The sequence below is a fragment of the Pseudomonas oryzihabitans genome (assembly GCF_006384975.1).
GTDB classification, from domain to species: Bacteria; Pseudomonadota; Gammaproteobacteria; order Pseudomonadales; family Pseudomonadaceae; genus Chryseomonas; species Chryseomonas psychrotolerans_B.
The window spans coordinates 3,480,615-3,507,175 of the sequence record NZ_CP021645.1; the positions used below are offsets into that span (position 1 = coordinate 3,480,615).

22 protein-coding genes are annotated in these 26,561 nt (G+C 53.5%); 4 read left to right on the forward strand and 18 right to left on the reverse strand.

The genetic code is table 11. From position 1 onward, the window contains the following. Nucleotides 1-187 precede the first annotated feature (187 nt). The gene (locus CCZ28_RS15665; protein ID WP_140219432.1) at nt 188-1,375 is read right to left on the reverse strand and encodes a tyrosine-type recombinase/integrase; all 1,188 of its coding nucleotides are present in this window, start codon (nt 1,373-1,375) and stop codon (nt 188-190) included. 1,282 nt (nt 1,376-2,657) lie between these two features. Between CCZ28_RS15665 and CCZ28_RS15670 the strand changes: the two genes are divergently transcribed. After that, nucleotides 2,658-3,764, forward strand: a complete 1,107-nt coding sequence (locus tag CCZ28_RS15670) for a glycosyltransferase (protein ID WP_140219434.1) — start codon at nt 2,658-2,660, stop codon at nt 3,762-3,764. 8 nt (nt 3,765-3,772) lie between these two features. Here CCZ28_RS15670 and CCZ28_RS15675 read toward each other — a convergent pair whose 3' ends face one another. The 13 genes from CCZ28_RS15675 to CCZ28_RS15735 form a co-directional block, all read right to left on the reverse strand. After that, a complete protein-coding gene (locus tag CCZ28_RS15675) occupies nt 3,773-4,909 on the reverse strand; it encodes a glycosyltransferase family 4 protein (protein WP_167509302.1) in 1,137 nt (378 codons plus the stop codon). Nucleotides 4,910-4,914: 5 nt separating this feature from the next. Then, entirely contained in the window at nt 4,915-5,811 is an 897-nt protein-coding gene (locus CCZ28_RS15680; RefSeq protein WP_140219438.1) for an NAD-dependent epimerase/dehydratase family protein, read from the reverse strand. Nucleotides 5,812-5,825: 14 nt separating this feature from the next. Continuing rightward, the gene (gene gmd, locus CCZ28_RS15685) at nt 5,826-6,857 is read right to left on the reverse strand and encodes a GDP-mannose 4,6-dehydratase (RefSeq protein WP_140219440.1); all 1,032 of its coding nucleotides are present in this window, start codon (nt 6,855-6,857) and stop codon (nt 5,826-5,828) included. 97 nt (nt 6,858-6,954) lie between these two features. Beyond that, the gene (locus CCZ28_RS15690) at nt 6,955-7,716 is read right to left on the reverse strand and encodes a glycosyltransferase family 2 protein (protein ID WP_205894590.1); all 762 of its coding nucleotides are present in this window, start codon (nt 7,714-7,716) and stop codon (nt 6,955-6,957) included. A gap of 11 nt (nt 7,717-7,727) precedes the next feature. Then, nucleotides 7,728-8,126 (reverse strand): capsular biosynthesis protein, encoded by a 399-nt coding sequence (locus tag CCZ28_RS15695; RefSeq protein WP_140219442.1) that lies wholly within the window; start codon nt 8,124-8,126, stop codon nt 7,728-7,730. Next, nucleotides 8,107-9,582: a hypothetical protein gene (locus tag CCZ28_RS15700; RefSeq protein ID WP_140219444.1), complete on the reverse strand. Its 1,476-nt coding sequence runs from the start codon at nt 9,580-9,582 to the stop codon at nt 8,107-8,109. The genes CCZ28_RS15695 and CCZ28_RS15700 overlap by 20 nt, the downstream gene beginning before the upstream one ends. Next, nucleotides 9,572-10,468 carry a lysylphosphatidylglycerol synthase domain-containing protein gene (locus CCZ28_RS15705; RefSeq protein ID WP_167509248.1) on the reverse strand — a complete coding sequence of 299 codons (897 nt, stop codon included), beginning with the start codon at nt 10,466-10,468 and terminating at the stop codon, nt 9,572-9,574. Before CCZ28_RS15705 ends, CCZ28_RS15700 begins: the two co-directional genes overlap by 11 nt. Next, nucleotides 10,461-11,270, reverse strand: a complete 810-nt coding sequence (locus CCZ28_RS15710; RefSeq protein WP_140221368.1) for a glycosyltransferase family 2 protein — start codon at nt 11,268-11,270, stop codon at nt 10,461-10,463. Before CCZ28_RS15710 ends, CCZ28_RS15705 begins: the two co-directional genes overlap by 8 nt. Nucleotides 11,271-11,734: 464 nt before the next feature. Further along, nucleotides 11,735-13,786 carry a hypothetical protein gene (locus CCZ28_RS15715; RefSeq protein ID WP_140219449.1) on the reverse strand — a complete coding sequence of 684 codons (2,052 nt, stop codon included), beginning with the start codon at nt 13,784-13,786 and terminating at the stop codon, nt 11,735-11,737. A gap of 304 nt (nt 13,787-14,090) precedes the next feature. Further along, the gene (locus tag CCZ28_RS15720; RefSeq protein ID WP_140219451.1) at nt 14,091-17,828 is read right to left on the reverse strand and encodes a glycosyltransferase; all 3,738 of its coding nucleotides are present in this window, start codon (nt 17,826-17,828) and stop codon (nt 14,091-14,093) included. Next, entirely contained in the window at nt 17,828-19,252 is a 1,425-nt protein-coding gene (locus CCZ28_RS15725; RefSeq protein ID WP_140219453.1) for an FkbM family methyltransferase, read from the reverse strand. The genes CCZ28_RS15720 and CCZ28_RS15725 overlap by 1 nt, the downstream gene beginning before the upstream one ends. Beyond that, nucleotides 19,249-20,469 carry an ABC transporter ATP-binding protein gene (locus tag CCZ28_RS15730; protein ID WP_140219455.1) on the reverse strand — a complete coding sequence of 407 codons (1,221 nt, stop codon included), beginning with the start codon at nt 20,467-20,469 and terminating at the stop codon, nt 19,249-19,251. Before CCZ28_RS15730 ends, CCZ28_RS15725 begins: the two co-directional genes overlap by 4 nt. Continuing rightward, nucleotides 20,466-21,260 carry an ABC transporter permease gene (locus CCZ28_RS15735; protein WP_140219457.1) on the reverse strand — a complete coding sequence of 265 codons (795 nt, stop codon included), beginning with the start codon at nt 21,258-21,260 and terminating at the stop codon, nt 20,466-20,468. Before CCZ28_RS15735 ends, CCZ28_RS15730 begins: the two co-directional genes overlap by 4 nt. Nucleotides 21,261-22,170: 910 nt before the next feature. On the opposite strand from CCZ28_RS15735, the gene CCZ28_RS24735 reads away from it, so the two are divergent. The 3 genes from CCZ28_RS24735 to CCZ28_RS24745 are packed head-to-tail and all read left to right on the forward strand — an operon-like array spanning nt 22,171 to nt 23,883. Next, the gene (locus CCZ28_RS24735; protein ID WP_240795165.1) at nt 22,171-22,347 is read left to right on the forward strand and encodes a hypothetical protein; all 177 of its coding nucleotides are present in this window, start codon (nt 22,171-22,173) and stop codon (nt 22,345-22,347) included. A gap of 51 nt (nt 22,348-22,398) precedes the next feature. Beyond that, entirely contained in the window at nt 22,399-23,025 is a 627-nt protein-coding gene (locus tag CCZ28_RS24740; protein WP_240795166.1) for a glycoside hydrolase family 5 protein, read from the forward strand. A 9-nt stretch (nt 23,026-23,034) separates the two neighbouring features. Then, the gene (locus CCZ28_RS24745; RefSeq protein ID WP_240795167.1) at nt 23,035-23,883 is read left to right on the forward strand and encodes a DUF4214 domain-containing protein; all 849 of its coding nucleotides are present in this window, start codon (nt 23,035-23,037) and stop codon (nt 23,881-23,883) included. A gap of 10 nt (nt 23,884-23,893) precedes the next feature. Here CCZ28_RS24745 and CCZ28_RS15750 read toward each other — a convergent pair whose 3' ends face one another. From CCZ28_RS15750 to CCZ28_RS15765, 4 genes are all read right to left on the reverse strand, one after another. Continuing rightward, nucleotides 23,894-24,352 carry an Lrp/AsnC family transcriptional regulator gene (locus tag CCZ28_RS15750; protein ID WP_140219459.1) on the reverse strand — a complete coding sequence of 153 codons (459 nt, stop codon included), beginning with the start codon at nt 24,350-24,352 and terminating at the stop codon, nt 23,894-23,896. A gap of 59 nt (nt 24,353-24,411) precedes the next feature. Continuing rightward, entirely contained in the window at nt 24,412-25,743 is a 1,332-nt protein-coding gene (gene hglS, locus CCZ28_RS15755; RefSeq protein ID WP_140219461.1) for a 2-oxoadipate dioxygenase/decarboxylase HglS, read from the reverse strand. Between the two features lie 251 nt (nt 25,744-25,994). Then, nucleotides 25,995-26,243: a hypothetical protein gene (locus CCZ28_RS15760; protein ID WP_140219463.1), complete on the reverse strand. Its 249-nt coding sequence runs from the start codon at nt 26,241-26,243 to the stop codon at nt 25,995-25,997. Nucleotides 26,244-26,314: 71 nt separating this feature from the next. Further along, nucleotides 26,315-26,515 (reverse strand): hypothetical protein, encoded by a 201-nt coding sequence (locus tag CCZ28_RS15765; protein WP_140219465.1) that lies wholly within the window; start codon nt 26,513-26,515, stop codon nt 26,315-26,317. Nucleotides 26,516-26,561 lie beyond the last annotated feature (46 nt).

The window sequence follows — 26,561 nt, forward strand, 5'->3', positions numbered from 1 at the left end:
CCATTGCCGACGACCCCCGGACCATAGCGGCCCGATTGCCTCACATATTAGTGCGGCGATTCGCGCGCAGATACCAACGTTTGGTCTGCTCGATCCGGCCGAGTCTGCGGCTGCGGTCTCGGAGCGGCGGCTCGTGCTCGGGACATCGCGCTCCGAGCACGTCTACGTCACCTAGAGGGTCCAGAACTCAGTCTTGGGGCACCGGCGGCCACTGACCGACCGTCCAGGTGAGACCCAGGGCCTCAAGCACTCTCGCCGATGCCCTCTCCTGCAGCGAGCGGAGGTGCCCGAGGCTGGGATTGAGGTAGCCCATGGTGACGTTGCCGATGGCGTGGTTGAGGAGGAACTTGAGCTCGGCCAGCGGCACGCCGGCCTCCAGCGCGAGGGTGGCGTAGGTGTGCCTCAGGGCGTGGCCCGTCAGGCCGTCCAGCTCGGCCTGCTTGACCTCTGAGACCCTGCCGCTGCGACTGTCCGCGGGGAACAGCCAGCCGTGCCCGCGACGGGGCGAGCTGGCGCCCTGCCGGCGGTGCTCCATAAGGTCCTGAAGCGGCCTGGAGAGGGGAAGGTCGAAGGCCCTGGCGGCGCCACCCTTCGGCCTCGGGACGTGCAGGGCGTCCCCCGTCGGTAGCAGTTGCTCGATCTGGGCGTCGCAGGCGGCGGTCCTGCGCATGCCGGTCAGAATCATGAAGAGGTGCAGGTCTCGGCGCACCGGGTTGTCCAGCGCCACGACCGCCCTACCCCACGCTCGCAGGCGATCCTCGGCCGCGTCGACGCGCCTACGCTGTACGCCATGGAAGTCGACGTTCGCTGTCGGGTTGGAGGGCAGGTCGGGGTGCTCCCGTAGGCCGCGGTTGTACACGGCACGCAGCACCCGCATGACGCCGTCCGCCGTGGCGATGCCGTGTCGAGCGGTCATCTGCGCGTGGCGCTCCCTTATGGCCGCCCTATCAGCGCCGAGCTCGGCCAGGGGCCTGTCCATCCAGTCGCCCAGGTACTGCTCGCAGTTGTAGCGGTACTGCTTAAGGGTCTGTGCCGAAAGGGCCCTGGCAGAGAGGTGGAGTTCCAGCGTCTCGCCCAGCGTGACGCCGCGTGCCCTCGCCTTGCGTCGCTCCTCGTTCGGGTTCGCCCCGCCTCGCATGCTGACCAGCGTCTTGCGGGCGAGATCGCGGGCGGCCTTGGCGTCGAGCGCGGGGTGATCGCCGAGCTTGGTCCGCACCTGGCGTCCGTTAACGAGCGACTGGACGTAGTAGGCGCGCTTGGAGGGAGAGACGATGAGGTAGAAGCCCCTGAGCTCGGTGTCGGCGTAAAGGGTGCTTCGGCCACGCTCGGGGACGGGGGCTCGCTCGGCAAGGGACTGGGTTATCTTCGACTTCATGGGGGACACGCTCCGTGTTGAGGGGCCACGTCCCGGACACGATTCGCTGCCACAAGGCACCATGTCCGATCACGTAAGCCCCACTAACTTATCCCCATTAAGTCGCGTTAAATCAGCCTCGTAAGCGCCTTTTGGCCTTCCGATTCAAATGTTGGCACAAGCTCCGGCGCCCGACTTGTAATCAGTAGGTCCCGGGTTCGACTCCTGGTGCCGGCACCAAACGCTGCAAGACCTTAGGCCAACCTTTCGGTTGGCCTTTGTCGTTTCTGGGCCGAGGCAAACACGCTTTCGACAAGCTAGTGTAAAAACGCACGCCCTTGCGTCTCTTGGGCGAATTGCTAAGCCCCTGTAATCCAAGAATTTTCTAATTAGATCGAGCGTTAATACCATATCGCTCCAGTCAACTCGGCAGTGTAAATTTCCTTCCAGAAAATAAGGATTGCATATTCCCAAGTCCCTGAACGAGTTTTATATGATAGACGCCTGCGTGTTACCTCGCCTAAAGCATATACTTTGACCATGAAATTAATACATTTTTAAAATGCGAAAATTGCAACTACCACATACAGTGAATTTGCACTTAGTCTCAGCGTGCTAGACTCAGATACTCTTCGATACCCGTTACGCTCGGCCCCCAACAGTTGATAATGCAGAGCGAGCGGAACTACCCTCCCGCTTGCGGTAATGCAAAGTAATCTCAGAATTATATCCGCGCGCTTAAATTACTCCATCACATTCTCAAAGAAAGCAGGCAAAAGCGATATCTCAACTGCTTGAGGCTAGCGCTCGAAGGGTATCTATACCGGAAGGCTATTTAGGCGGCAGCAAGCCGACTGTTCATGATGGATTCCACGCTGATTGGCTTTGAGCATCTATCGATCAGTATGGGTAAGTGGCGTTCGACCAAATACGACGCACTAAGCTTAAAGCAATTAAAACCGAAGCACTTTATATAAAACTCAGATCATCGAGACTTAACCCTAAAACGCCCTGAGTATTATATAGACTTTGGCCATGCGCTTCAGGACAAAATACTTAAGCTATTGAAAATTTAACCTTGATGAACGAAGCTCAATAAATCATAAATGTGCATCCTTCATCTGCCTTATATAACATTAGCTTTTGGAAATCTGGATCCAAGCATTTTCATAGCATGCAGCCGGCTGTTCCTCAGCCACATGGAACGTGAACCAAAATTATTTTTAAGTAAAATTTCAAATTATAAAACTTATCATACTAGATTTATGCTATTGTGCCTCCCCTTTTTAGGGGCTAATCGATCATGCGCATTTTGCATGTCTTCAAGACGTATCTACCCGACACCCATGGTGGGATCGAACATGTCATTCGCCAGATATGCCTGGCGACAAGAAACTCTGGGATCGAGCATCGAGTCCTCACGCTCAGCAAACATCCCGACCCCGAACAGCTCGAGGTAGACGGCATACCCGTCCGCCGGGTGAAGCAGGACCTCGACTTCGCCTCGACCGGACTTTCCCTGGCCGCCTTCCGAGCCTTCGCCAAGGAAAGCCGCGCCGTCGATCTAGTGCACTTTCACTTCCCGTGGCCGTTCATGGATGTCCTACAGCTGGTGATACGGCCGGGCAGGCCCTATTTGGTGAGCTATCACTCGGACATCGTTAAGCAGCGCCATCTACTCAAACTCTATTCACCGTTGATGCATGGCTTCTTGAGCAAAGCTGCCTGCGTAATAGCGGCAACCGAGCCATATCGCCGGTCCAGCCCTACCCTGCAACGCCTGGGTAGCAAGGTAAAGGTAATTCCCTACGGCCTGGATCCAGCCAGCTATCCCGAGGCGGACCTGCAGCGCGTGGCGAACTGGCGTGAGCGTCTCGGACCGCGCTATCTGCTGTTCGTAGGGGTAATGCGCTACTACAAAGGGCTGCATCTGTTGCTTGAGGCGCTTCAGGGGCTCGACTATCCGCTGGCCATCGTTGGCGATGGGCCGGAAGGAGAAGCCCTCCGCGCTCAGTGCGAGCGGTTGGGTCTGAAGAACTGCCATTTCCTGGGACGTCAAAGCGAAGAAGATCTAGCAGCGCTGTATGCCGGCTGCGAAAGCTTCGTCTTCCCCTCGCACCTGCGCTCTGAAGCCTTTGGCATGGCTCTGCTGGAAGCGGCCATGTATGGCAAGCCCATGCTCAGTTGTGAGATCGGCTCGGGCATGAGCGAGATCAATATCAGCGGTCTGACCGGGATCGGCGTGCTGCCCGAACCCGCAGCTTTGCGCCGAGGACTGATCACGTTGTGGGAGGATGCCGAACTCCGGACCCGCTACGGGCAGGCCGCCCGAGTACGCTTCGAGACACATTTCCGCAGCGAGATCATGGCCGGCAAGCTGATTGAGGTCTACCGCGCTGCCCTTGCCTAAATCAGGAGCTAGCGTCCTCGCAGAGCCAGGCGATAAACCTCTAGCGTTCGGGCAGCACAAGCATCCCAGGTGTAGCCGTGGGCACGTCGTTCGCCCTCGTCTACTCGCTGACGCACTGCCAAAGGATCATCCAGTATCTCCAGCATTGCCCGGGTTATAGCCTTGGATTCCTGCGGAGCGGCCTGCAAAGCCGCGTCGCCGACCACCTCCGGCAGTGACGTAGTGTTGGAACAGATTACCGGGCAACGGGCTGCGAAGGCCTCAATCGCTGGCAGACCAAAGCCTTCGAACAGCGACATGAATACCAGGGCTGCTGCACTCTGGAGCAAGGCAATGACATCTTCCTGCGGTAGATATTCCAGCCACTTGCCCTCCCCCCTAGCCTCCAGAGCACGTAACTCCTTGACCAAGGTTTCGGCACGCCACCCGTTGCGCCCTACCACGACCAAAGGATGCTGCTTGCGCAGGGCCTCTGGTAGGTGAGCATGGGCGGCCAGTACCGCCGCGAGATTCTTGCGCGGTTGCAGAGTACCGACAAAGAGGAAAAAGCCGGGCTCCAGGCCATGCTTGCACAACACATCCTGGCGAATAACCTCAGATTGCCGAACAAAATACGACATATCAACGCCAAGCGGCGTGACATGGACCCGCTCTTCCGCGATGCCGAGTAGCCTGACTATGTCTCTCTTGCTGTACTCCGAGATGGTAATGACTTGATCGGCCCAACCCACACTCTGATTGAACAGCCAGTTCTTCAAGCGACGTAGTTTGAGCGTGACCCATTCGGGATGGAGCTGTGGAATCAGATCCATCACGCTGGCTACCATGGCGACGTTCTTGAGTCGAGGTATATGGTGGTCCGGCGCGTGGAAGATATCGACTTCACTCGCCAGTCGTTGGTCGACCCTAGAATCAGCCCCCAGCAGCGCATTTTTCAGGACGAACTCGGGGAACCGAGTCGCCAGGCTAACCGGCAGCCCGCAATCCAGCATCGGAGCATGGATGCAGAAGGTGTATGGCTTGACCTCGACGTTAGGGACCGCCATCAGCCCCTTGCATAGCGACTGGGTATAGATACCGATGCCATCGAGATGACCTTTGGCTACGCCGGAAGACCAGACCGTAGTACCTAATCCGATTTTCAAGACTGTCAACGACCGCGTCCCAGGGCTGCGTAGAGATCTTGGAGCGTCCGCTCCAGAGGAATCAGATCCCTGCCCCCCACCACTTCGCGCAGGCGTGCATCACTGCCGCGGAGCGTAGGAATCTCATTGGCCCGCACAAAGGCCGGATTGACCCTGACCTCTATCGAATAACCCGCAATGCGCTCCATCGTCTTGATGATGGTCCGCAGCGCCGTCGCGTTGCCGGAGCAGACATTGACGGAGCTCGAACGGTAGTCACTGGCGAGCAGCCCTAGGTAGGCCTGGGCCAGGTCGCGGACGTCCGAGAAGTCCCGGCTCACATCCAGATTGCCCAACTCGATCACCCGCTCGCCGCGGGCGAAATGCCCCACGATCTTGGGGATTAGGAAACGCTCATCCTGCCCTGGCCCGGTGTAGTTGAACGGCCGGGTGATGACGATGGGCAGGCGGTCGTACCAGGTGGCGACCATGTGTTCCATGGCCAGTTTGCTGCACGCGTAGTGGTTGACGGGCGCCGCGCAGACCGACTCGTCGATTACCTCGATACCAGGAGTACCGTAGATATTGGCACTACTCGCGATAAGTACCCGCTGAGGTTGACGCTCGAGTGCGCCGAGCGCCTCCAACAAATTCAACGTGCCGAACAGGTTCACCCGGTAAAAAGCCTCCTGATCGGCATAGCCAACAAAGGCCAGCGCCGCCAGATGGATGACCCAATCCGGTTGCGCCTGCGCCACGGCGGCAGCGACGGCCGCCTTGTCGGTGAGATCGCATGCCAAGGTGACATCCGCATCGGTAGTACCACTACCGAATCCGACTACTTTGAATCCCCGCGCCTTGAGCGCCTGGATGAGATAGCGTCCTGTGAAACCCGATGCGCCTGTGACCAGAGCGGTTGGCATGCCTATCCCCTTGGTTAGAACGAGAAGCCCTGTTCGTTGCGACGCAGGTCAGCCTCGACCATCATCTGGCACAGTTGCTCCAGGGTCGTCTTGGGCTCCCAGCCCAGCTCACGCTTGGCCTTCTCGGGGTTGCCGATCAGCAGGTCCACTTCGGCGGGACGGTGGAATTTGGGATTCACGGCGACGATCTTCTTGCCGCTGTGGGTGCAGTAGCCTTCTTCCTTGTCCGCTTCGCCTTTCCATTCCAGCTGGATGTCCACGGCTTTGGCCGCCAGGCTGACGAAGTCCCGTACAGTTTCGGTACGGTTGGTAGCCAACACGTAGGTGTCGGGCTTGTCGGCCTGCAGCATGCGCCACATGCCTTCGACGTATTCCTTGGCAAAACCCCAGTCACGCTTGGCGTCGAGGTTGCCCAGCTCCAGCACGTCCAGTTTGCCCAGCTTGATCTTGGCGATGCTGTCGGTGATCTTGCGGGTCACGAACTCACGGCCGCGCAGCGGGGATTCGTGGTTGAAGAGGATGCCGCTGGTGCCAAAGATGCCGTAGGACTCGCGGTAGTTGATGGTCATCCAATGGGCATAGAGCTTGGCCACGCCGTAGGGGCTACGCGGATAGAAAGGAGTGCTCTCGATCTGCGGAATCGCCTGAACCTTACCGAACATCTCCGAGGTGGACGCCTGGTAAAAGCGGATCTTCGGATTGACGATGCGGATGGCTTCGAGCAGGTTCACCGGGCCGACGCCGGTAATTTCAGCAGTGGTCACCGGCTGGTCGAAGGACACGCCCACGAAGCTCTGGGCGGCCAGGTTGTATACCTCGGTAGCTTCGGTGGTCTGCAGCAGGCGAATGCTGGCGGACAGGTCGGTCAGGTCATACTCGACCAGGTGCAGGCTGGGATGGCCAGCGACACCGACCTCTTCGATACGCCAAAAGTTGACCGAGCTGGTACGGCGGTAGGTGCCATAGACGGTGTAGCCTTTTTCCAGCAGCAGCTGTGCCAGGTAGGCGCCGTCCTGGCCTGTGATGCCGGTGATGATAGCTTTCATAGATGTACCCAAAGTCAATTGAACCCTAACTCAATCATAGAACACATATATGCCGCCTCACAGGATACCCGTTGTCCCGGCAGCTTCCACGAGAATTTCAGAGATCGGCCATGCCCTCAAATTGGTTAGGAGATTTTTGTAGGAAGGAATCGAGCTCTTGAGGAGTACCCAGCACATGGACGTCCTCAACTGGCAGATCTAAAATCGAAATTTTCAGCCCTTGAAAAAGTAATTCTTGATAGAGCGGAGCAATATAGCGTTCACCTTTAACCAAACTATCAGGCTTGGAAAAAAAGCTTTCATATGCTTGAGAAAAATATTCTGCTCTCGCAAACCAATAAAGCCCAATCGAAGCGAAATTAGATATTCTTCTTTTTTCAGAAAATTCAGTTGCCCATTGGTCAGAACCAAGTTTGACAAAACTCCAATGATCCCCAGGAACCTGAAAACATGGAACCCATGCATCAGAGCCTTCCCTGATGAAATCAGGGCTCAGAGAAGATGGCGTAACAAAAGTATCGATATTGTATATGAGTAAAGGCCAATCTGCTCGCCATAAATCCTTTGTCAGGTAGGCGCTCGTAGCCTGACCGTCTGTAATGCTATCCAATTCAATTACTTGAACATTCTTTAAACCTAGGCTGTGGCAGCGCTTATGGACGTATTCAGCAGATCCATTACTTTTCAGGCAAACGAAAATTACGCAACAATCAGGAGAAAAAAAATTCTTCAGCGATAGCATTGACCAGTCGAACAAACTTTTACCATGCGCAAGTATCTCGTACTTCGGTACCAAATACCCGGCATCAGTGAAGCGTGATCCCCGCCCCGCCATTGTGATGACGATATTAACTGACACTTTGATCGCTCCTATTCCTGACCAAGCAGGTTCTGAATTTCTTCTTCGCTGAGCGCAAGGAACTCGTTCGGACGAATAGCGCGATCGTCAATGTAAAAACCACGCTTCCTGGGCCAGGGTTTACCGAACAAAATCTCGTCGTAAGGAACCTCCCATCTCTCCAGCCATTCTAACAAAACGGGAGCAGTATGCTTATTCACCATACCGACATTATTGTTGTACGTCCGCATACTACGCGCCGTAAACAATAGTATCTTATAGCCCTTATCTTTATATTCCCTAAGCTTTTCGATCATCGCGATCTTGGGTTCGACGTCAGCATAGGTTTGCCCTTCCACTTTGATCTCGCAAAGCGTGCCGTCGACGTCCACTACTAAAACCCCGTCGGTTTTATCTAGGTAGCTGTCCATATTCAATCTCGTCAAGTATTTTCCCAGACGTTACTAGGAAAGCCATTATTTTCTTGGGATGATCTATATGCAATGGAAGCATGGATAAGAATAATGATGCCTCCCCTAAACGCATGATTCTTGCGTTGTAACCTTGGGCCGCTATAGACTTCAAGAAAAGTTGCTTGAGGCTCGACATATTGCCTTGATTGATTGTTAGCTTAAGAGTAATCTCATCTGTAAAGCCAACTTCATAGAGCCCATTATTTATGAAATCATAATCACCCATGACACTATGTGAGATCTTGCAGAGATCATAGAGCGGATGAGTCCACATCTCGTCCTGGCTTACAGCTCCCTTGGGATCGATAAGCTTAAGTAAATAGCGCTGCTGGTCGTACAAAATATTCGAAAAACATGGATCACCATGACCAACAACCAAATATGCCTGTTCAAATGATTTTTTGTGACGATGATACAATCTAATATAACGCTCAACTTGGCTATTCAACTCAAAATGCGGTGTAGCGCTCTTTACTAAATCATTAATGCTACGACCCCTCTCAAGGGAAAGAAATTCTTCTGCCCTTTCCATCACCTTATCAACGAACAGCCTTTTTGCAACTAGTGCAACGTCTTCTTTACTTCGGGGCTGCTGGGGTCGAGACGCGAGAAAAAATAAAATACGCTCAACAAAGGGCTCGAAAGTATCGTTTTCAAATGCCCCATGCACCCATTGTAACGCTGCATCAGCGAGGTAGTAACGCATCATTTTATATGATGCCCGCCCACCTTCGTCCTGGTAATCAAATGGCTGAATGAGCCAAGGCCGCATAGACTCAGGAACAATATTGTAAAAAGAATACTCAGCTAACATCTTGCGCTTATCTGTAGAGCGCTTCGTGTAGAAGAATGTATCGATCTGTACCTCGTTGAAATGCCGAGTGGCCGTCGAGTCACAGGTGAATGACAGGAAATCTCTTATATTGGAAAGATCAAATGGCTCAATAGATTGCACTCGCTGAAAACCTTGCCATGCACGGTCCCAAATGTGCAGCGGACTAGCCACAAAAGCTGACCAATTCTCCACCAAAAAGTGAGCATTTTGCAGAAATAAGATCAGTGGCTTATACAGGCGATCTATGAAATCTTCCTCAGCATAGGGCATTCGCTGCATGAGCTGATTCAAGTATTGCAATTGGCGAAATCCTGCTCGCCCTGCCACTACACAGACTGCTGTAGACTCGCTGCTCGTTTCTAGAGTACTTCGCAGCTCAGGGAGATCGTCCGCACCTCGCAAATGAATGAAGTTTTTGCTCATCCAATCCGGAACTGCACTAATAAAATGTTGAACAAGCGTTTTTCGTTTAAATACAATCTCGCCGTATCGACGATGGCCAACTAGGTTTCTGACGTCACCGCTGACCGTCTCGCGATCATCGAATATCAATAATATATTTTTCTGATTATCTAGCATCTTGAGACCTAGATTCCTTTAGCAAAGTAGCTGTACCAGCAAGTACCAGGAAAACGGACGCTAACAAGGCGAGCGCCAGCGACTGATGCAGACCAAACACGTTCAATTGAGTATTAGAACCGTCTGTTAAACCACCTAACAAAATCGAATAAAACAAACTGGCCATGCTGGGCTCATTTGCTTCGATAACTTTCACAAATACAGCGATAGCCAGCATTTCAAGGGCCCAAACAAGAATAGTTAGCAGAAGAATACCGGACAGACGCCCCTCGACGGATTTGACGACATCAGCTTCTAAAAGGCGCAGCCCATGACTGACTTTAAGGAGTGAAAGACCGCGGCTACTGTGGCTCACTAACACGAGATGCCTATTAAGATAAACGAACACCTTTGAGACGGCGAACATTCCAAACAGCCCTAGGAGACAAGCAGAGAGAAAAACCATGAAAACTGCACGCATTTCGGCCGGAACTTCAACGTTGAAAATATAAAAGCCAACAATGCAAAGGACAAGCACAACAATATCCGAGAATCTTTCGGCCAGCCAAATCGCCAAGGCTTTTCTTCTTCCGCTATAAACATAAAAAAATCCGCCCAATCGCAAAAATTCACCTATTTTAAAAGGTAAGAAAGCACTTGGGAATGCGGTTAATGCATGAGCCCCCATAAGCGACAACGCTTTTTCTCTTTCATCCAACGTCAACAAAGACAACCGTAACATACGGACACTATGTGAAGAAAAATAAAGCGCAACTATACACAATAGCGCAAAAGGCTGCTCACTTACAAAAAGATGAAATATAGAAGACTTAAATAAAAAAAGCCACACAGCAAGGGAAGCAAAAATAAAGAACAGAAAAAAAACTAGTAGCACGCGCTTATTCATGAGCATCTTTATTGCACGCAATCTTTCCACTATATGAAGAAACTACTTTTCTACGCATCTCTTCCTCGAAAAATTTATCACCTTTGAATAGGCAGCCTCCAAGCAAACCTAGGACCTTGAAAGCCTGACGAAACAATCTTACATTAGATGCCTGATCTTCCTCTCTCCAACTAATTGGGAAAAACTCAACATTATGTTTGCGATGAAAGCTAGCTAGCAGCATAACGTAATTAAAAGTCAAGTCGTCGGGAAATTTCTTATAATAAAACTCTCTAAAAGGTTCCAGCCTGTACAGATTCAAACCAGACCCAAGATCGTAGACCCGCTTGTTTGCCACTAATCCAAATAGCACATTATAAACCCTATTGCCGAGGGTGCGGATCTTCGAATATCCCATCAAGCGGCTACCTTTCATAAAGCGAGCCCCTAGCAAGCAATCCACTTTTCTGTGCGTCTGTTTTTTTAGAGCAGGAATGAGATCATGTATATCTGCCTGATCGTCGCCATGCAAAACAACTAGGTATTCGTAGCCTTTCTCCAAGGCATAACGGAAAGCTGCCTTGTGCGAGCCTCCAAGTCCATAATTCTCATCGTTTCTCCAAGCGATAAATCTACAATTATTGATACTAGCGGCCGAATCTATCGCAGCCTGCAAGGTGCCATCTGGAGAAATATTATCAATAACAATAACGGTATCGACTAATGCTTGGACTTCAGCATCGAATTGACCGATTACTCTAGTAATCTGCGCTTGACACCGATAGGCGGGAATAAAAACCAAAACGCGTTCACTTCTTTCCATTTGATCCACTCAAGCCCCCTTAACGACCATCTTAATAAAACCAGTAAGCCAGCGCATAAACAGAAAGTTGGACAATAGATTGATAGGGGTGACTACGATTTTGGCAATTATTGAAGAATATAAACCCAAAACTCTACTCGCAAAGTACTGGACCAGAAAGCCATCTACCCCCTGTATTATTTTAGAGTATAAAAAGATAGAAATAGCTTGCCAACCCCAGTACAAAACCAAGAAATAACTTCTGTTTTTAGAGGCCACATTAAAAACCGATTTTATTGACAGGAACCACACCAACGTGACACCTATGAAAGAAGACAAAACATTTGCTGAAAAGGCAGACGCTAGGAAGACATGTATCGCCAAGAAATATGTCAGGATGTCACTAATCCATCCTAGCCCAGAAACGAACACAAATCCCAAAAGAAGCCTCAATTCTGGCCGCTTCTCAAGTCTAGGCGCTAGCATCATTTCTCAGTCACCCGCAAAATATCGACTTTGCGTATAGATAAATTGCCGTGACCATTGTACCAAGCTCTTATTTCAAACTGTTCTATTCTATTTTTTAGGGTAAAGTGCTTTGTAGTCGAATTTTCTGTTGTCAGAAAATCTCCCGAAGAGATTGTTAAGTTTTGTTCGGGATTATTGAATCTACCTACATCCCAACGACTTCCTGAGGCACTGGCGCTGTAGTCAATAGTAACCTGGTACTCGCCCGGGGGAAGATCAATATAGGGCCCATACATTAAAAATCCCTCACTATCCTTACCTGCTACAGCTCTGCGCTCATACTGTTCGGCGGTACCTACAAGGCCAAGCACTTGATCGCCCGCAATAACATATCGGCGGAACCTCCCTACTCGACTTAAAAACACATCAATTTTGGCTTGCATAAAATTGTTCAGCCGTTGATCAGCGTAAAACCAAACTTCTGAGTCGCTGCCTGCACAGGTAAAAACTTGATCAGGTTTTGGCAATATACGACCTATTGTCTCAGGCATTAGATCAAACTGAGACTTAGTGCCTGAACGGTTCATAATTGCAAAGTTATAAGACTTAAGAGCATATCGTTTTGGCTCGATCAACGGCCCCAACGTCATCATATGGAAAAAAGGTTCAGCACTCTGCAATACTGGCAAGATGTAAGGAGAAAAGCTGGATTTATAAGACACACCGCGAGCGCTCCAAAAGTCAGCGATTCCGGATCCGAGCTCGTACCCTTTCCCGGCGACATCGTCAATGCAACTGGCAATATCGTCAGAGGGCCCTCTGATACCTTTTTGCATCAGCACTGCATAATCCCCTCTACCACTGGTGGACAATTGGGATTTTAGCGAAGACAATGCATAAGCCACCATCAATGCTATAAAACCAATTACCAGCCATCTAACTAAAACCACCTCGAATAGGTTGTAATTACTTAACTTCAAAATACACAACAGCATAGCAAGAAATATAGGGAATGCAAAGTATCGATAGCCTGCAAAATCGAGAAAACCACCTGAAGCTACAACTCCAAGAATAGAGATTGGAATTGCTAAACATAGGAAAAAAAACCCTAAAAAGAACTGTAACTCTTTACTAGGAAACCGAAACACCAGCGCATAAGAATTACTTTGCTCGCGAGCTTTATCTAGATACAAGTAGGAGAAACAACTAAGCAACAGCCAGGCGATACTAAAAGCAGTTACAATCGCTAGCAAAAAGGTATAAGGGTTATCCCTGGCAAAAACATTTAGAGTAGCCGTGTATAGATACTTGGCAGCCGTCAAGGCACCTTCAAGATTCATTGGGGCGCGACCACTTAATGAATCATAAGAAACTAGCAGGCGATTGACGAAGATCGAACATACGTGCCCTAAGCAAACAACAGCCAACACCTTTCCCCATACCCTTAATTTAACCATGGAAAAACGCGTCAATAATAAAATTACAATACCCATAATCATTATGGGTAGGGTAAAAGCCAATACGAATATGGAAGTAGATGTGGTACCTGCCAGAGTACAAAAGAATAAAAGAAGGTAGTTAACGCCTCGATCACGGCTAACCAGACCGATTACAAGTGAAAGGCCTAAAATTGGAAAAAGCAATGCAGCGAAATGATTGTTTGTACTATTGAAGAATAGCCACATCCCCGAATGAGATGCAATAAAGGTCACTATTGTTAAGCACGCGAGTATTACAATCTTAGTACCGCTGGAAATTGTAGGTTGCAACGCTTTCGCAAGATGAAGAATTGCTCCAGCCAATAACAATACCTGCGCTGCACATACGAAAACCACTCTTAGCGCAGCGCTAGGCAGCACCCAATATGCAAGGAAATACACCAACATGTCAGGCATATAGGCTGGAGCAGGCGTTATTTTCCAATCTCGCCAGTGGCCGTCGTGCGCAAACAAATCAACCATTAAACTATCTAAAAACAGCAAGTCACTATGCAGATGTGTTTTGAATATTAAGAATCCTGACATTATGAAAAGCATGAACCAAGCAAAGGTCAATTGCGTCTTCTTCATATAGTTGCCCTATAAATTAAATAATAAAACTAAAATGAATATTGAAATTTAGGGCACCCATTTTAGCTTAATGCCCTTTTGATCAATCTAACAAGAACTAGGGAGCTAGTCGCCTTGGCTACAGGATAAGCAATCCCTGGCATAGATACCAAATAAACAATATTGACCATGCGTGCGATGAAATTGTTAGCCATATTGATCTCTAAGCGTACTGAAAAATGATCCTATTTGTATATCGACAGTTGCTATCGGCAAGTCCTCTTTTCCGATAGCAGTCAAGTAAAATTAACCGCATACTAACATCCTACTTGGAACCAATAGGTCCATTTTTATATGTCGCTTTTCCAAGTACAATTTGCATTAGGTTTTTTGCACTTTCTTCCCAGGTAAGCCAAGACATCTTCTGGGACATTACCAAATTATTTTCTTCCTTCAACCGGATCCACTCAGCAAGCGCCGTAGCAAGCTCTGAGGCAGTTTGAGCCTCGAAATAGTAAGCGTACTCGCCCGCAACTTCCCTAAAAACTGGAATATCTCTCGCAACAACAGGCAGCCCGTGCTGAGCGGCCTCTATAAGCGGTAGGCCGAAGCCTTCATCGAGTGATGCTGCTATGAGTGCGCTACTGTTCGAATAAAGACACTCAAGATATTCATCGCTGATAGAGTCGAACCAGAAAAGTCGTAGATTAAGCTCAGGGTGAACGGTGAGTCGCTTTACTAGTCCATCGACCATCCAGCCCGACTTGCCAACGATAATTAAGATAGCGTTTTGCCCATCGCGCCACAGGTGCTCCATCGCACTTAAGACCTGCGCATGGGCTTTCCGCGGCTCTAACGTACCTACCATCAGAAAGCTTGCTGCAGCTCGTATTGTAGCCAACCGCTGTGGGGCATCGTGCGGCAGACCAGTGGTAGGCTTAGAATTGACGATGTCGCCACCATTGTGAGAAACGGATAGACTCGGAAAATTTTCCTCCGCAAATCCAAGCGTCGGCAGTACTTTCCGGACCGCTGTCGCAGTAGCCGCAGAAACGCAGACCAAGCCATCGAATTGACCTACAACTCTCAACCATTGCTGGAAAATTTCCGAGGCACCAGGCAAAAAGCACTCGGGCATCGTGATGGGCAACAGGTCGTGAACCAGGAACGAAAGTCGTACGCCTGCACGATACAAGGCCTGGTAATAGCTCTCTTGCTCGCGTACGACGATTGGTTGTAGATCCAATCCGAAGAACACATCGTCGATCTTGGCGGACACCGGATCGTCCTGCAGGTCCGTATCAGGACAGCCAAGAAACTTCAATGTGAAGCGCCGAGCATATCGGTAACCGGGCTTGCCGATTGTCGCGTAAACCGGCTCGATGCGTATTCCAGCGGGCGGATTACGCATCCATTCGCCCAGGATGCCGCGCACGACACGCTGGATTCCACTACCCACGTCACGCTGAATAAGTTCGGAAATATCAACCAGAAGTTGTCGCTGGTGATAAGGCGAGCGATGCGAATAATCGAAGGAACGAGCAATGTCGATACGCAGGTTTGCAGAGGCGATGTCCGACTGCGCGAGTCGAGCCGCCAACTTGCCTACTGCATTGCCACGCTCGTAGTAGCGCTCGATGCTTTGCCAATAGCGGTCGGCACACTCTCGGGGTGCGTGGTCCTGATGTACGGTCTGCTGGCCGCCGGTCGCCAACGATTGCCGCAACCCGGCGTCTTGCCACAAACGCTCCAACGCTTCGGTAAGAGCCTCGTCGGTGAAGTCGTCGGCGAGCTTCATCGTGCAGTGGTCAGGCAGATCCGCCATACTACCATTGGCGTTGACGATCAGCGGAATACCGTAATTCAAGCAATCCAGGGCAGAAGCCGAGGTCTCCCCACGCGAAAGCGTTCTAAGTTGAACCCCCACATCGGCGATGCTCAGATAGCTCTTGAATACGGCTGCATCGGTCCAGCCAACGATCTTAATGTTTTTTGGGTTGCCGCTCTGCGCAATCTTTTGTTTAACGCTGCGCCCGTACTCGTTGGCAGCGTTTTCGCCCACAAAGACCAGGCGGCAGGACCGATCCTTCGACAGGGAAGATCGATTCCAGGCGTCCAGCAACCGGTCGTTGAGCTTGGTCGGACCTAGTAAGCCAAAGCTCGCGACGATGAAGTCATTTTGGGCGAACCCCAAGGAGCGGCGAATATCGTTCCGATTTTTTCCGTCTTGCCGCGCAGGTTCACGTAGCAGAGGAATAACTGACCAGTCAGCGCCTGCCGGATTGCCGTACCAATCCCTTGCCATACGCCGCGAACTATCGGAATGCACGATCACGCCCAAAGCGTTTTCCAGCACCGGTAGATTGCAAGGATACTGCCAGACGACATCCGCAGTATCTTGCGCTGTGAAGCGATGCTGTACCGCCGTATAGCCATGCGAGCGATACAGCGATTGCACCCAGAGGCCGGGCACGAGCCCATGAGCTTCAAGATGGGCAACGACACCTGACAGGAAAAAGTCGTGTAGGACCACGACCCCCGGAAAACGCTGCAGTAAGGGGAACATCTGTTCGTGCAGCAGCGAATTGCCGAAATGGTAGAGGATGCGATCGTAGCGACCAGCGTGCCGCGCGAACCAGTCCACTGAGCGAACCGAGCAGATGGAAGTGATAGCAGCCCCAACGATGGCAGGCTGATCGGTGATAAGATCGATCTCGTAATGCCGACTCAATTCGGGAATCAGCTCGGCGCTGTAGTCGCTGATACCACTTCGCTCGGGCGGCAACGGTGAAAAATACGCCAGGCGAGGCCGCACGTAATTAACTTGCCGCGGGATCTTTTTCTGCTCTTGGATCAGCGAGTCAATAGCTTGCCAAGCGCGAGCTGCTGTGGCTGCCCATGAGAAGACCTGGCTCTGCTTTAGTGCATGGCGTTCGAGATCGCTACGGAAGTCGACGTCTACCAAAAGCTGCTCGATCTTCCGAGCCATAGCATCGGTGTCATAAGGATCGAAGAGCGCATCGGCTCGCCCTACCACCTCGGGCAAACTCGAGGTATTGGCCGCGATCACGGCCTTGCCACAACTCATCGCCTCGAGCGCTGGCAAGCCGAAGCCTTCATGCCAGGAGGGGAAGACGAACGCCTTGCAAACATTGTAAAGCGCGACCAGGTCTGCCTCAGGGACATACCCGGTGAAAACGAGCTCATCAACGGCCAGGCCCACGCGCTTGGCCAGACTTGCCAGGCGCACCCTGTCCTGTTCGTGGATCGAACACACGATGGCCAATTGATGGGTATTTCTAACGGCCTTAGGCAGCTTGGCGTAGCTCTCGATCAGACGCTCGATGTTCTTACGATGATCGATGCCGCCGGTATAGAGCAGGAATTCCCGCGTGAGGCCGTAGCGCTCCAGCAGTGGCGCCCGTACATCATCGGCTAGCTGCTGAGGCACGAAGCCGGCATCGGCGGCCGTGGCGATGTTGACGACGCTATCTGGCGGCAGGCCAAGAAAATCCAGTGCCTCGCGCCGGGAAGAGTCCGAGATCGACAGTACCCGCGCAGCTCTTCGCAGGTGATTCAGCTTGCTTTCGTACCAGCGCTCTACCTTCGGGTTTTCCAAATAAACGGATCTGTTGATCAGCGGAATGAGATCATAGAGCACAGCTACCGTGGGTATGGACCTGTCCAACAGACCAATGCTGGTGACGGCGTCATCCACCAAACCCTCGAACAGGCTAAGTACCAGAACCACGCTGGGATCGAGACTGACAATGAATGCTTCTCTCACCAGCTCAGCGGCCTGTCGCTGCTGCTCCGTATCTTCGTGGAGGAAAGCGGTATGTCTAGGCGCCGTCCATACGCGTAGGTTTTCTGCGGGCAGCAGCGCACCGAATTGCTTCCTTAGCGGCATGACGGTCTCAGGGAAGGCATCCGAAAGCATCAAAATGACTTCGTATTCTCCGGCAGCCTTGATGAGACCCTCGACCAAGGACAACGCATATCGTCCAATACCACGCTTGCGGTTTTCGGCCTGCGCAGCTTGCAAATCTATGACTATTCGCATCAGCCGACATCCTTAATATTCGAACCTTGCCTGGCATCCAATTGCGCAAGAACGTGCCGAGCTCCACGAGTAAGCTCATCCTGGTCCGGCGGCGTGTTATCGATGTCGCAAGGACGTGGAGCCTGAGCAGGCGACGCAGGGCTGGCAACGAAGCGTCGATAAAGTTTGCGCGTCACGCCATGCAGAAAAGGCGCCTTGCGTAGTCCTGACGAGAGCATCTCCAACAAGCGCGGATGGCGACTCAGCCAAGCCAGACCACAGGTCAGGGGTTTGCGCAGAATCGCCTTCGCCGATGAACGGGCCGTCAGACTTCCTCGCAGAAAGCCGGCGCCCATCTGATGCCTCTGTCTACCCAAGAAGCGCCAGGGACGAGTCAGCCGCCAAGAGCTGCTGGCGTGGATAGCCTCTACCTGGACTTGGGCATCAACTGCACGCAGCCACCAGTGATGGGCGTTACTTAGCGATTCGTTGAGCCGTTCGGTCAGCAGGGCTTTCTCTTGTTCGCTTTGCTCCAAATCGGAGGTCACTTGGGCAGTGACTTTCAAAAGATCCGCCTTAGCGGCCTCGGCTGCCAAGGCACGTGCATCCAGCGCGGGCACCTCCAGCGCAAGCGTCTCTATGCGCGCTCGCGCTTCCAGCAAGTCGGCCCCCTGCTGCTCAGACTGGGAGCGCAAAAGATCTCGCTCGACGCCAAGATCTTGCAACTGGCCTTTGAGCAGGTCGCAGTAGGGTTGCGACGCCGTTCCGCTGAGAAAGAATTCATCGAAAATACTGACTGGCAGCTGAAAATGGTCAAGGAGTTCGGAGCGCTTTTCGTGAACGTAATAGCGATTCAGTCCGTCGAAATAGGCATAGCGATAGCCTTTTTCCAATATCAAGGGCTCCCAGACTTGATGGGTCTGCGTCTGGGTTCCAGGGGCGGTGCTTTCAATCAACAATATCCAGGGCCTGACCGGGGAAGACTTCCAGCTTTCGAGCACCTGCTTTTCAAAACCCTCTACATCGATCTTTAGCCAATGCACGATCTTGTAGTCATAGCGATCGAGCAGACCGTCCAAGCCCAGGACTTCCACCTGGGTTTCGATGACTGAACGACCAGCCGCCCGATGGCGATTGGCAATTTCAGCATCCGCGGTGGAGAGCCCGGTATCAGGAATCTGGAAGAACGTCAGACTGCCTTCGGAAGAGCCTATGGCCAGACGCTCCACAGTCTCGTCGGGGCGTTGCTCTTTCAACCGTTCGGCATATTGCGGGGTGGGCTCGACATGCACGCCACGCCAACCATGCTGGTAGAAAGCCAAGCTAACCGAGTCGACAATCGGATCCTGGGCACCGATGTCGATATAGAAACCGTGCTTGATGTCTTTCAAGGCACGCCACAGTAGGACGTCCTCGAAGTTTTGCGCGTAGGAGACAAACGTCATGCCACGGTCACCTCTATCACCGGATCCATCCAGGCACAGCCGGCAAAGTGATCCTTATCGACATTCATAACATTGAATACCAATGCCATGTCTCGCCACTCGTAATTGTTGACCAGATGGGTATCCGTGCTGCACAGCGCGGTCTGAATAGAATAGCTACCAGGCCCGAGATTCATATCAAAGACGATCTTGAACTCTACACGCTCGCCCGCTCTTACATTCTCAAGCGCCTGATCCTTCAGGTGAGTATTGGTGCCATACATGACCTGACCGAGCCGATCTTTGATCCCATAACCCAACACCAGCCGCTCAACATCTTGATGAGCCTTGGCTACGACTCTCAAAATGACAGGCTGCCCTACGTCTACATATTCGATGGGCATTCCTGCATCGTTCAGTATGGCTATTTCCTCGACCGTTATTTCGCCAGTTCCCGAAACCGTCTGAGTTCTACCGTCCGCCATTTGTTTGATTTGCACTGTGCTGTTTTCTTTCTCGGCGATCAGCGCATTATAGAAGTCCATGACCTCTTCCGGCCCACCGTCTTTTATGACAGTACCTTTTTCCAACAGAATGGCACGATCACACAAGACCTGTATCGAAGCTCGGTCATGCGAGACGATAAGCAGGGTCGTACCCTGCTCTTGAAACTCCTTGATTCGATTAAAACTTTTGTGCTGGAAATACGCATCACCTACCGACAGCGCTTCGTCCACGATAAGAATTTCCGGGCGAAACGCGGTAGCTACTGCGAAAGCCACGCGCATTTGCATGCCGCTCGAATAAGTTCTTACCGCTTCATCGAAGTAATGACCAATTTCGGCGAATTCGTATATTTCAGGCATGGCTTGGCGAATCTGTTCCGCCGAATACCCCATGAGGCCGGCCGCATGGTAGGCATTTTGTCGTCCCGTCAATTCTGGATTGAAGCCCATTCCCAATTCGAGGATGGCAGCGATTCGGCCATTCACCTTGATGGTGCCCTCGGTAGGCTGGAGGGTTCCGGTAATCATCTTCAGTAGCGTCGACTTACCTGCACCATTTTGGCCGACAATTCCAATCGCCTGTCCTACTTCGATACTGAAGTTTACATTCTTCAATACCCACACTTCTTCGGCAGGGACAGTTTTCATGCCAAACCAGCGAGCAAATCTTTGCCACTCCGATCGATAGTTGCGGTAGGCCTTACCTATTCCGGAAACCTGCATGAGACTCATAGCGCGTCCACCATCTCAGGCGCTGCGCGTCTGAACACGAAAACGCCAAGCGCCATCAGAACCACAGAAATCAGAAAAGCGGATAGCATCCCTTGAATGGCGGGAACCTGTCCGTAAACGAGAATATCGTGATATCCGCCTACGATCTTGTACATAGGATTGTAAGAGACTAGATTTTTTACGCCCTCTGGGATGACATTCAGCGGGTAGACGATAGGCGTGAACCAGAAAAGCACTTGTAAGAGAATGGGTACTACCTGACCAATGTCTCGTACGAAAACGTTGAGCACGCCGAGCAACAAACCTATTCCCACGGCCAGTGCGACGACAAATACCGTCATCGGAAGAATCCAGAAAATCTCCAAGCCCGGCCGATTTCCCATCAGCACAAAGACGGTCACGATGCACACGAGCAGGATTGCATAATTGATCAGGCAGGACCCTACTACGATGACCGGCAGGGTAATTCTCGGGAAGCGCATCTTCTTGATGAGACCCCCGTTGTCGATGAAGACGGTGAGACAACGACCGACGATTTCGGAAAACAGGGTCCAGGCGAGAATACCGGCCATCAGATACATGGCATAGGCATATTTGTTGTCAATGCCCGGCAACTTCGCGGCCAGTAGATTGGAAAGGATCAGCGCATAGATTGCGACCTGTACCAGAGGATGAATTACCATCCATACTCCGCCCAGACGGCTTCTAGAAAATCTGCTGACAAACTCATTACGTATAGAGGACATTATGAAACCTCTATACAAATAGATGCTTTTCAGTAAACCACCCATTTCTACTCCTTCACTTGTAGCGACAAACGCCCATACTGAGCACGAAGCGTTTTCGCAAAAATTCGATTGGCCGACGATGCTCGACTCATAGAGCACACCAGAATGTAAGAGCTTCGCCACCTGAGCACCTGAGCGAAACGCGCCAGGCAGCCGTATGAGTTTTTACGACCGCCAGCAATGAATGTCTTGCAGAAACCTTTGGGCAGGCCGCCGATCTAGCGCCGGGATAGTCAGACAGACGTCTTTGGGCGCGCGCCCCGTAAGGGCTAGAGCGAGTAGCCGATATCACGATCAGCATGATGGAGACTGAAGCTAGGTCACACATGAATCGGAGACTATCTATCGCCAGGGTGAGGTGGAACGGCACGAGCCCCGGGCACCGAGCGAGTCATCTTGGCTCCAACCGCGCTGCCCTGCACGCAAACAGGACGAGAGTCTACAGGTTTGAGCGTCACAGGTCTCACGAACAACGATTTTTGAGATAGCCATAAAGCTCTGATCGGTAGCATTCGCGGTCGCTCAGACCGGACAGGCGGCCACAAGGTTTCTGGTACCCTCCAGAAAGCCCAACACAGCCATTCCATGCCGGAAAAACGCTACCGAAGCTTCTCGTCATCCGGTCTAGGTGCTGCCAGCCGTTGGCGACCTAGTCCATCAGGAAACACGTTATAGGCCAGTTTGGCTGCGGGTAGAGTCGGCCCCCAAGTCCACAGGTGCAATTTCATACGCACCAGCAATCCCTCGACCCAGTGCTAAGGTCCACTCATCGCCTATCGCTAAAGAATTCGCCAGATCTTCAGATATCAGGGCCACAAGCTCGGAGACAAAGGAGCCTGCCGCCTGAGGCTAACTCGCTCATCGGTGCTGGCTCCCGCTCCGCGTCCCCTTCTGGCCATGGCGACCGGCACCGATGAAAGCCCTTACCTCTCGCTTGTTCACCTTCGCACTGGCATCGCTGATTTCCAGTTACGCTCTTTTCGGCAAAGCAGAGAAGGCCCATGCCGAGGCTATGCCTTTGGTCGGTCTGAATCTTTCAAGTGCCGGCTTCGCGGGCCAGGCCCTTCCAGGGGTCAATGGCACCCACTAAATCTTCCCGGTGGAGGCTTACTTCAGTCAGTGGAGTGCTCGCGGAGTAAGGTTGATTCGCTTCCCCATTATTTGGGAGCGCTTGCAACCGACACTGGGTGGCGCGCTGGACCCTACCTACGCGAGCTTGATCGACCGAACCTTCGGTTATGCCAACAAATACGGCATGAAGATCATTCTGGATCTGCAAAACTACATGCGCTATCGCGGCGTGGTGATAGGTACGGGCAACGTCTCCTATGCTCACCATCAAGATGTCATGACGCGGATCGCTCAACGCTGGAGCGCTCAGTCCTCGCTCTACGCCTATGACATCATGAACGAACCGCACGACGCGGTAGCCCAATGGTCAGCAGCAGCCCAGTACGGAATCAACGGAGTAAGGTCCGTCGATTCGACTCGGCCGATCATGATCGAGGGCAACGGTTGGTCTGAGGCAACTCGCTGGCCGCAGTGGAATGATTCACTACTGGGCTTGAAGGATCCGGCCAACAATCTGATTTTCCAGGCGCATACCTACTTCGATGGCGGCGGCGGCAACTATACGGTGACCAGTGCCAGTGCCTATCCTGATGACTACGGCTTAGAGCGGGTCAAACCTTTCGTGGAGTGGTTCAAGAAGAACGGCAAGCGCGGCATGATTGGTGAGTTTGGCGTTCCAGACAGCGATCCGCGCTAGAATGTCATCATGGCCCGGATGCTGGCCTACTTGAAGCAGAATTGCATTCCGGCAACCTACTGGGCAGCCGGGCCGGGCTGGGCTAATTGCAATCTCTCCGTGGAGCCGATCAATGGAGTCGAGCGGCCTCAATGGGCAACGTTAAAAGCCTATCTCGATGAATCCAGCTGTACGCGAATAGGTCCGCTTTCCGCTACGAATCAGGCCCAATCAGCAGCGGACAGTTCATCCTATGCAACCACCATTGCCGGTGTTTATCGTGACTACCTGGGACGCGAGGCCGATCAGGCAGAGCTAACCTATTGGTCCGCTCAACTGGCCAATGGCAGCATGACCTTGGCCGGTGTCATCAACACCATCATGAATAGCGCGGAGTACCAGAATCGCACATCGGTCGAAAAGCTTTATCAGACCTATCTCGGCCGCAGCGCCGACACCGCTGGCCTGAACTACTGGTCAGGTCAATTGGGCAGCGGTGTCATGACCACCAACGCCATAGCAGTCGCTCTTATTGGCAGCACCGAATATCAGGGCAACCTGCAGGCCTCGCTCAACCAGCTCTACGTAGCCTATCTAGGTCGTAACGCCAACCAGGCGGGGCTGAGCTATTGGTTGCAGCAAGTCACTAACGGCAGCATGGGAATAGCAACTGTCAAGGCAGCCATCGCCAGCAGTCCGGAAGGCATAGCCTATGCCAAGACTTCCATTCGACAACTGTACCAAAGCTATCTGGGCCGAGACGCCGACAGCGGCGGTCTGAACACCTGGACATCTCAGGTAACCAGCGGTGCCATGACGCTGGACGATGTCGCCACAGCAATCAAAGGCAGCGCTGAATACCGTAGCCGACAATCTTGACCGAGCCTGCTTAGGGAGCCCCCGCCCCGCCCCGCCGATCGATCTTCCGATTCAGGATGATCGACGTCTGCGTCTGCTTCACCCCCTCGAGATTGCCGATGCGGTCGAGTAGCTCATCGAGCTTTTCGTGGGTGGTGCAGCGCAGGAAGGCCAGGTAGTCGAATTGGCCGCTGACGGAGGAGACTTCCTCGACCTCGATCATCTTTTCCAGGGCGCGGATGACGCCGGCGGTGCTGCGCGGCAGGACGCTGATGGCGCAGTAGGCGCGAACGGCAGCCTGTTCCAACTCCGAGCCCAGGCGTAGGCCGTAGCCCTGGATGATGCCCTCGCGTTCGAGGCGCGCCAGGCGGGTGACCACGGTCGTGCGGGCCAGGCCCAGTTGACGGGCCAGGGTGGCATTGGAGGCGCGGGCGTTCTGTTGCAGCAGGTGGATGAGCTGCCAGTCGGTCGGATCGAGTTTGGTGAACATCGTTGCTGCCTGCCGGAGACGGGCGTCGGCGGCTGGCCGCCGACGCGGGAGCCGTCATTCTAGGCGGGGCGGCCGAGGGCAGCCAGGGCGGCACCCAGGGATTCGCGTTGCTGCCGCTCGTACAACGCCATCTCATCGAGCACCGGTGCGCCCAAGGCCGCCTCGAAGGCCGCGCGATTGCCGCCGCTCTGGTATTCCTGCTGGCTGCCGGCACCCAGGTTGGACTGGAATATGCCGGCGGCGCTGACCGGCAGGAAGTCTTCGTAGGTGATGGGATCGGCGATGAGCTGGCCAGCGGCGATCAGGGCGTCGGGATCGGCGGTATCCATGGCTGGGTGATTAGCCGCCGCAGCGCGATAGCGGAACCAGGCCAGGCCTTGGCGACGCAGTTCGTCCCAGTCATCCGGTAGATCCTGGAACACTTCGGACAGGATGGTCGCGTAATCACTGCCGGCAGCCTTGCTGCGCTGGCGCACCTCCTGCAGAAGTTCGTCGTAGCGCTGGCGGGCGGCCGGGGTGAGAGCTACGCCGCGCTGTTCGATCTCGCCGAAGCGCGCTGTGTGGGAGCCCTGGACCTCGCCCTGGAACAGGATGGGTTCTTCCAACGCCCTGAAGCTGGTCTGGCGGAGCAGGATGGGGCACTGGCGGCGGGGCGGGCCTTCGATGGTTTCCTTAGGGGCGATACCACGAGCGGGCATCTTGGCCTGGACGGCGTCGATGTCGAGGGTGCGGGGGGTCAGGTGGTTGATGTGCGGGCCCTTGAAGCAGACCACGTCAGCGATCAGCCGGTGGGCGTCGTGCAGGCGCTGATAGAGGCCGGCGTCGACGTTGGCCTCGCGGTGCCAGCGGAAGGTCTCCAGGGCTTCCTGGACGAAGGCGTCGGCCTCGGCGTCGGTGAGGCCACCCTGGGCTTCGGCGCGTTCGATCAATTCCAGCGCGCCCGGCGTGAAGATACGCCGCTCGGCCAATACCCCTTCGGCCACCTGGCGCAATTCGGCGTCCTCGATCAGCTCCAGACGCAGCAACGAGGTGAAGACGCGGAAGGGGTTGATCTGCAGGGCCGCCGGCTCCACCGGGCGGAAGGCCGTGGAATGCACGGGTACTCCGGCCACGCTCAGGTCATAGTAGCCAACCGGCTGCATACCCATCACGGCGAACAGTCGACGCAGGGTAGCCAGTTCGGCGGCCGTCCCGACGCGGATGGCCCCATGGCGCTCCAGGTCCAGCCGCTCCGCGGAATCCTGGGCGAAGCCCGGTTGCCCGGCATTCACCTCGGCGACCAGTTCCAGCAGGGTGCCGTACTGGGGGACTTCCTGACGGTACATCGCCGACATGGCTTGGGAAAAGCGGGTCCGGATGAGATCCGGGGAAAGTAGCGGCGCGGCGGTCATGGGAGCGGCTCCTGGTTCAGGCTAGAAACCGATTTCGACACGCCCGCCGGTACCACTCAAGCGATCTTTGTTCATCGGATCATTCCCTAGGGGAATGGGCGAGCCCGCCCTAAGCTTGTCTGAAAAGTCGCCGAGCGAAGGTCAGGCAAGGCAAAAATTCGTGAGGAAGCGGAGTTTACGAGTGGTAAATGAGCATTCCGAACGGATTTTTAACGCCGCATGACCGAGCGTAGGCACTTTTCAGACAAAGCTTAGTGATCCTGGTGCTTGGTCTTGGGCTTCCTCACATGGTCGCTCCCGGTATCACTGCCCGAACCGGCGCTGGCGCCGTTGTCGGCGGCGCCCACTCCCGTGCTCGGTGCCTTTTCCATACCGTGGGTACTGCTGTGATCGGGGTGGGTCGGCGTAGCGGGGGGATTGGTCGGACTGACCTGGGCCAGGGCCGCGGCGGACAGGCCAACACCGAGAATCAGGGTAGGCAACAGCAGGATCTTGCGCATGGGAGGTCTCCTCGACAGCGGATTCACTCCTGTTTGGGCACCTCCCACCCCGGGAGGTGCCGCACCGCAGGTCAGCTGCCGCTGCTGCTGGCCTTGTGCGCCTTCTTGTGGACGACTTTCTTGTGGTGGGTCGTCGCCTGCTTGCCGGTCTTGGCGGGACTGCTCGTGGCGGCGCCCGCTGTCGGCGCAGGATCGGCCGGCGCCGTCTGGGCGAAGGCGGCAGAGGTGGCCAGGAGGCCGGCAAGGGTCAGGCAGAGGGTGGTGCTTTTCATCGAAGTCACTCCTTCGTTGGCTGATTGCCAGGCCAGTTAGCCGGCT

Excerpts from the sequence above, each read along its gene's own strand:
- CCZ28_RS15750 (WP_140219459.1), bottom strand. The coding sequence starts at position 24,352 with ATGTTCACCAAACTCGATCCGACCGACTGGCAGCTCATCCACCTGCTG.
- CCZ28_RS15670 (WP_140219434.1), top strand. The coding sequence starts at position 2,658 with ATGCGCATTTTGCATGTCTTCAAGACGTATCTACCCGACACCCATGGT.
- CCZ28_RS15680 (WP_140219438.1), bottom strand. The coding sequence starts at position 5,811 with ATGCCAACCGCTCTGGTCACAGGCGCATCGGGTTTCACAGGACGCTAT.
- CCZ28_RS15725 (WP_140219453.1), bottom strand. The coding sequence starts at position 19,252 with ATGACGTTTGTCTCCTACGCGCAAAACTTCGAGGACGTCCTACTGTGG.
- CCZ28_RS15730 (WP_140219455.1), bottom strand. The coding sequence starts at position 20,469 with ATGAGTCTCATGCAGGTTTCCGGAATAGGTAAGGCCTACCGCAACTAT.
- hglS (WP_140219461.1), bottom strand. The coding sequence starts at position 25,743 with ATGACCGCCGCGCCGCTACTTTCCCCGGATCTCATCCGGACCCGCTTT.
- CCZ28_RS15705 (WP_167509248.1), bottom strand. The coding sequence starts at position 10,468 with ATGAATAAGCGCGTGCTACTAGTTTTTTTTCTGTTCTTTATTTTTGCT.
- CCZ28_RS15735 (WP_140219457.1), bottom strand. The coding sequence starts at position 21,260 with ATGGGTGGTTTACTGAAAAGCATCTATTTGTATAGAGGTTTCATAATG.
- gmd (WP_140219440.1), bottom strand. The coding sequence starts at position 6,857 with ATGAAAGCTATCATCACCGGCATCACAGGCCAGGACGGCGCCTACCTG.
- CCZ28_RS15720 (WP_140219451.1), bottom strand. The coding sequence starts at position 17,828 with ATGCGAATAGTCATAGATTTGCAAGCTGCGCAGGCCGAAAACCGCAAG.
- CCZ28_RS15700 (WP_140219444.1), bottom strand. The coding sequence starts at position 9,582 with ATGCTAGATAATCAGAAAAATATATTATTGATATTCGATGATCGCGAG.
- CCZ28_RS15760 (WP_140219463.1), bottom strand. The coding sequence starts at position 26,243 with ATGCGCAAGATCCTGCTGTTGCCTACCCTGATTCTCGGTGTTGGCCTG.
- CCZ28_RS15715 (WP_140219449.1), bottom strand. The coding sequence starts at position 13,786 with ATGAAGAAGACGCAATTGACCTTTGCTTGGTTCATGCTTTTCATAATG.
- CCZ28_RS24745 (WP_240795167.1), top strand. The coding sequence starts at position 23,035 with ATGGCCCGGATGCTGGCCTACTTGAAGCAGAATTGCATTCCGGCAACC.
- CCZ28_RS15695 (WP_140219442.1), bottom strand. The coding sequence starts at position 8,126 with ATGGACAGCTACCTAGATAAAACCGACGGGGTTTTAGTAGTGGACGTC.
- CCZ28_RS15665 (WP_140219432.1), bottom strand. The coding sequence starts at position 1,375 with ATGAAGTCGAAGATAACCCAGTCCCTTGCCGAGCGAGCCCCCGTCCCC.
- CCZ28_RS15765 (WP_140219465.1), bottom strand. The coding sequence starts at position 26,515 with ATGAAAAGCACCACCCTCTGCCTGACCCTTGCCGGCCTCCTGGCCACC.
- CCZ28_RS15710 (WP_140221368.1), bottom strand. The coding sequence starts at position 11,270 with ATGGAAAGAAGTGAACGCGTTTTGGTTTTTATTCCCGCCTATCGGTGT.
- CCZ28_RS24735 (WP_240795165.1), top strand. The coding sequence starts at position 22,171 with ATGAAAGCCCTTACCTCTCGCTTGTTCACCTTCGCACTGGCATCGCTG.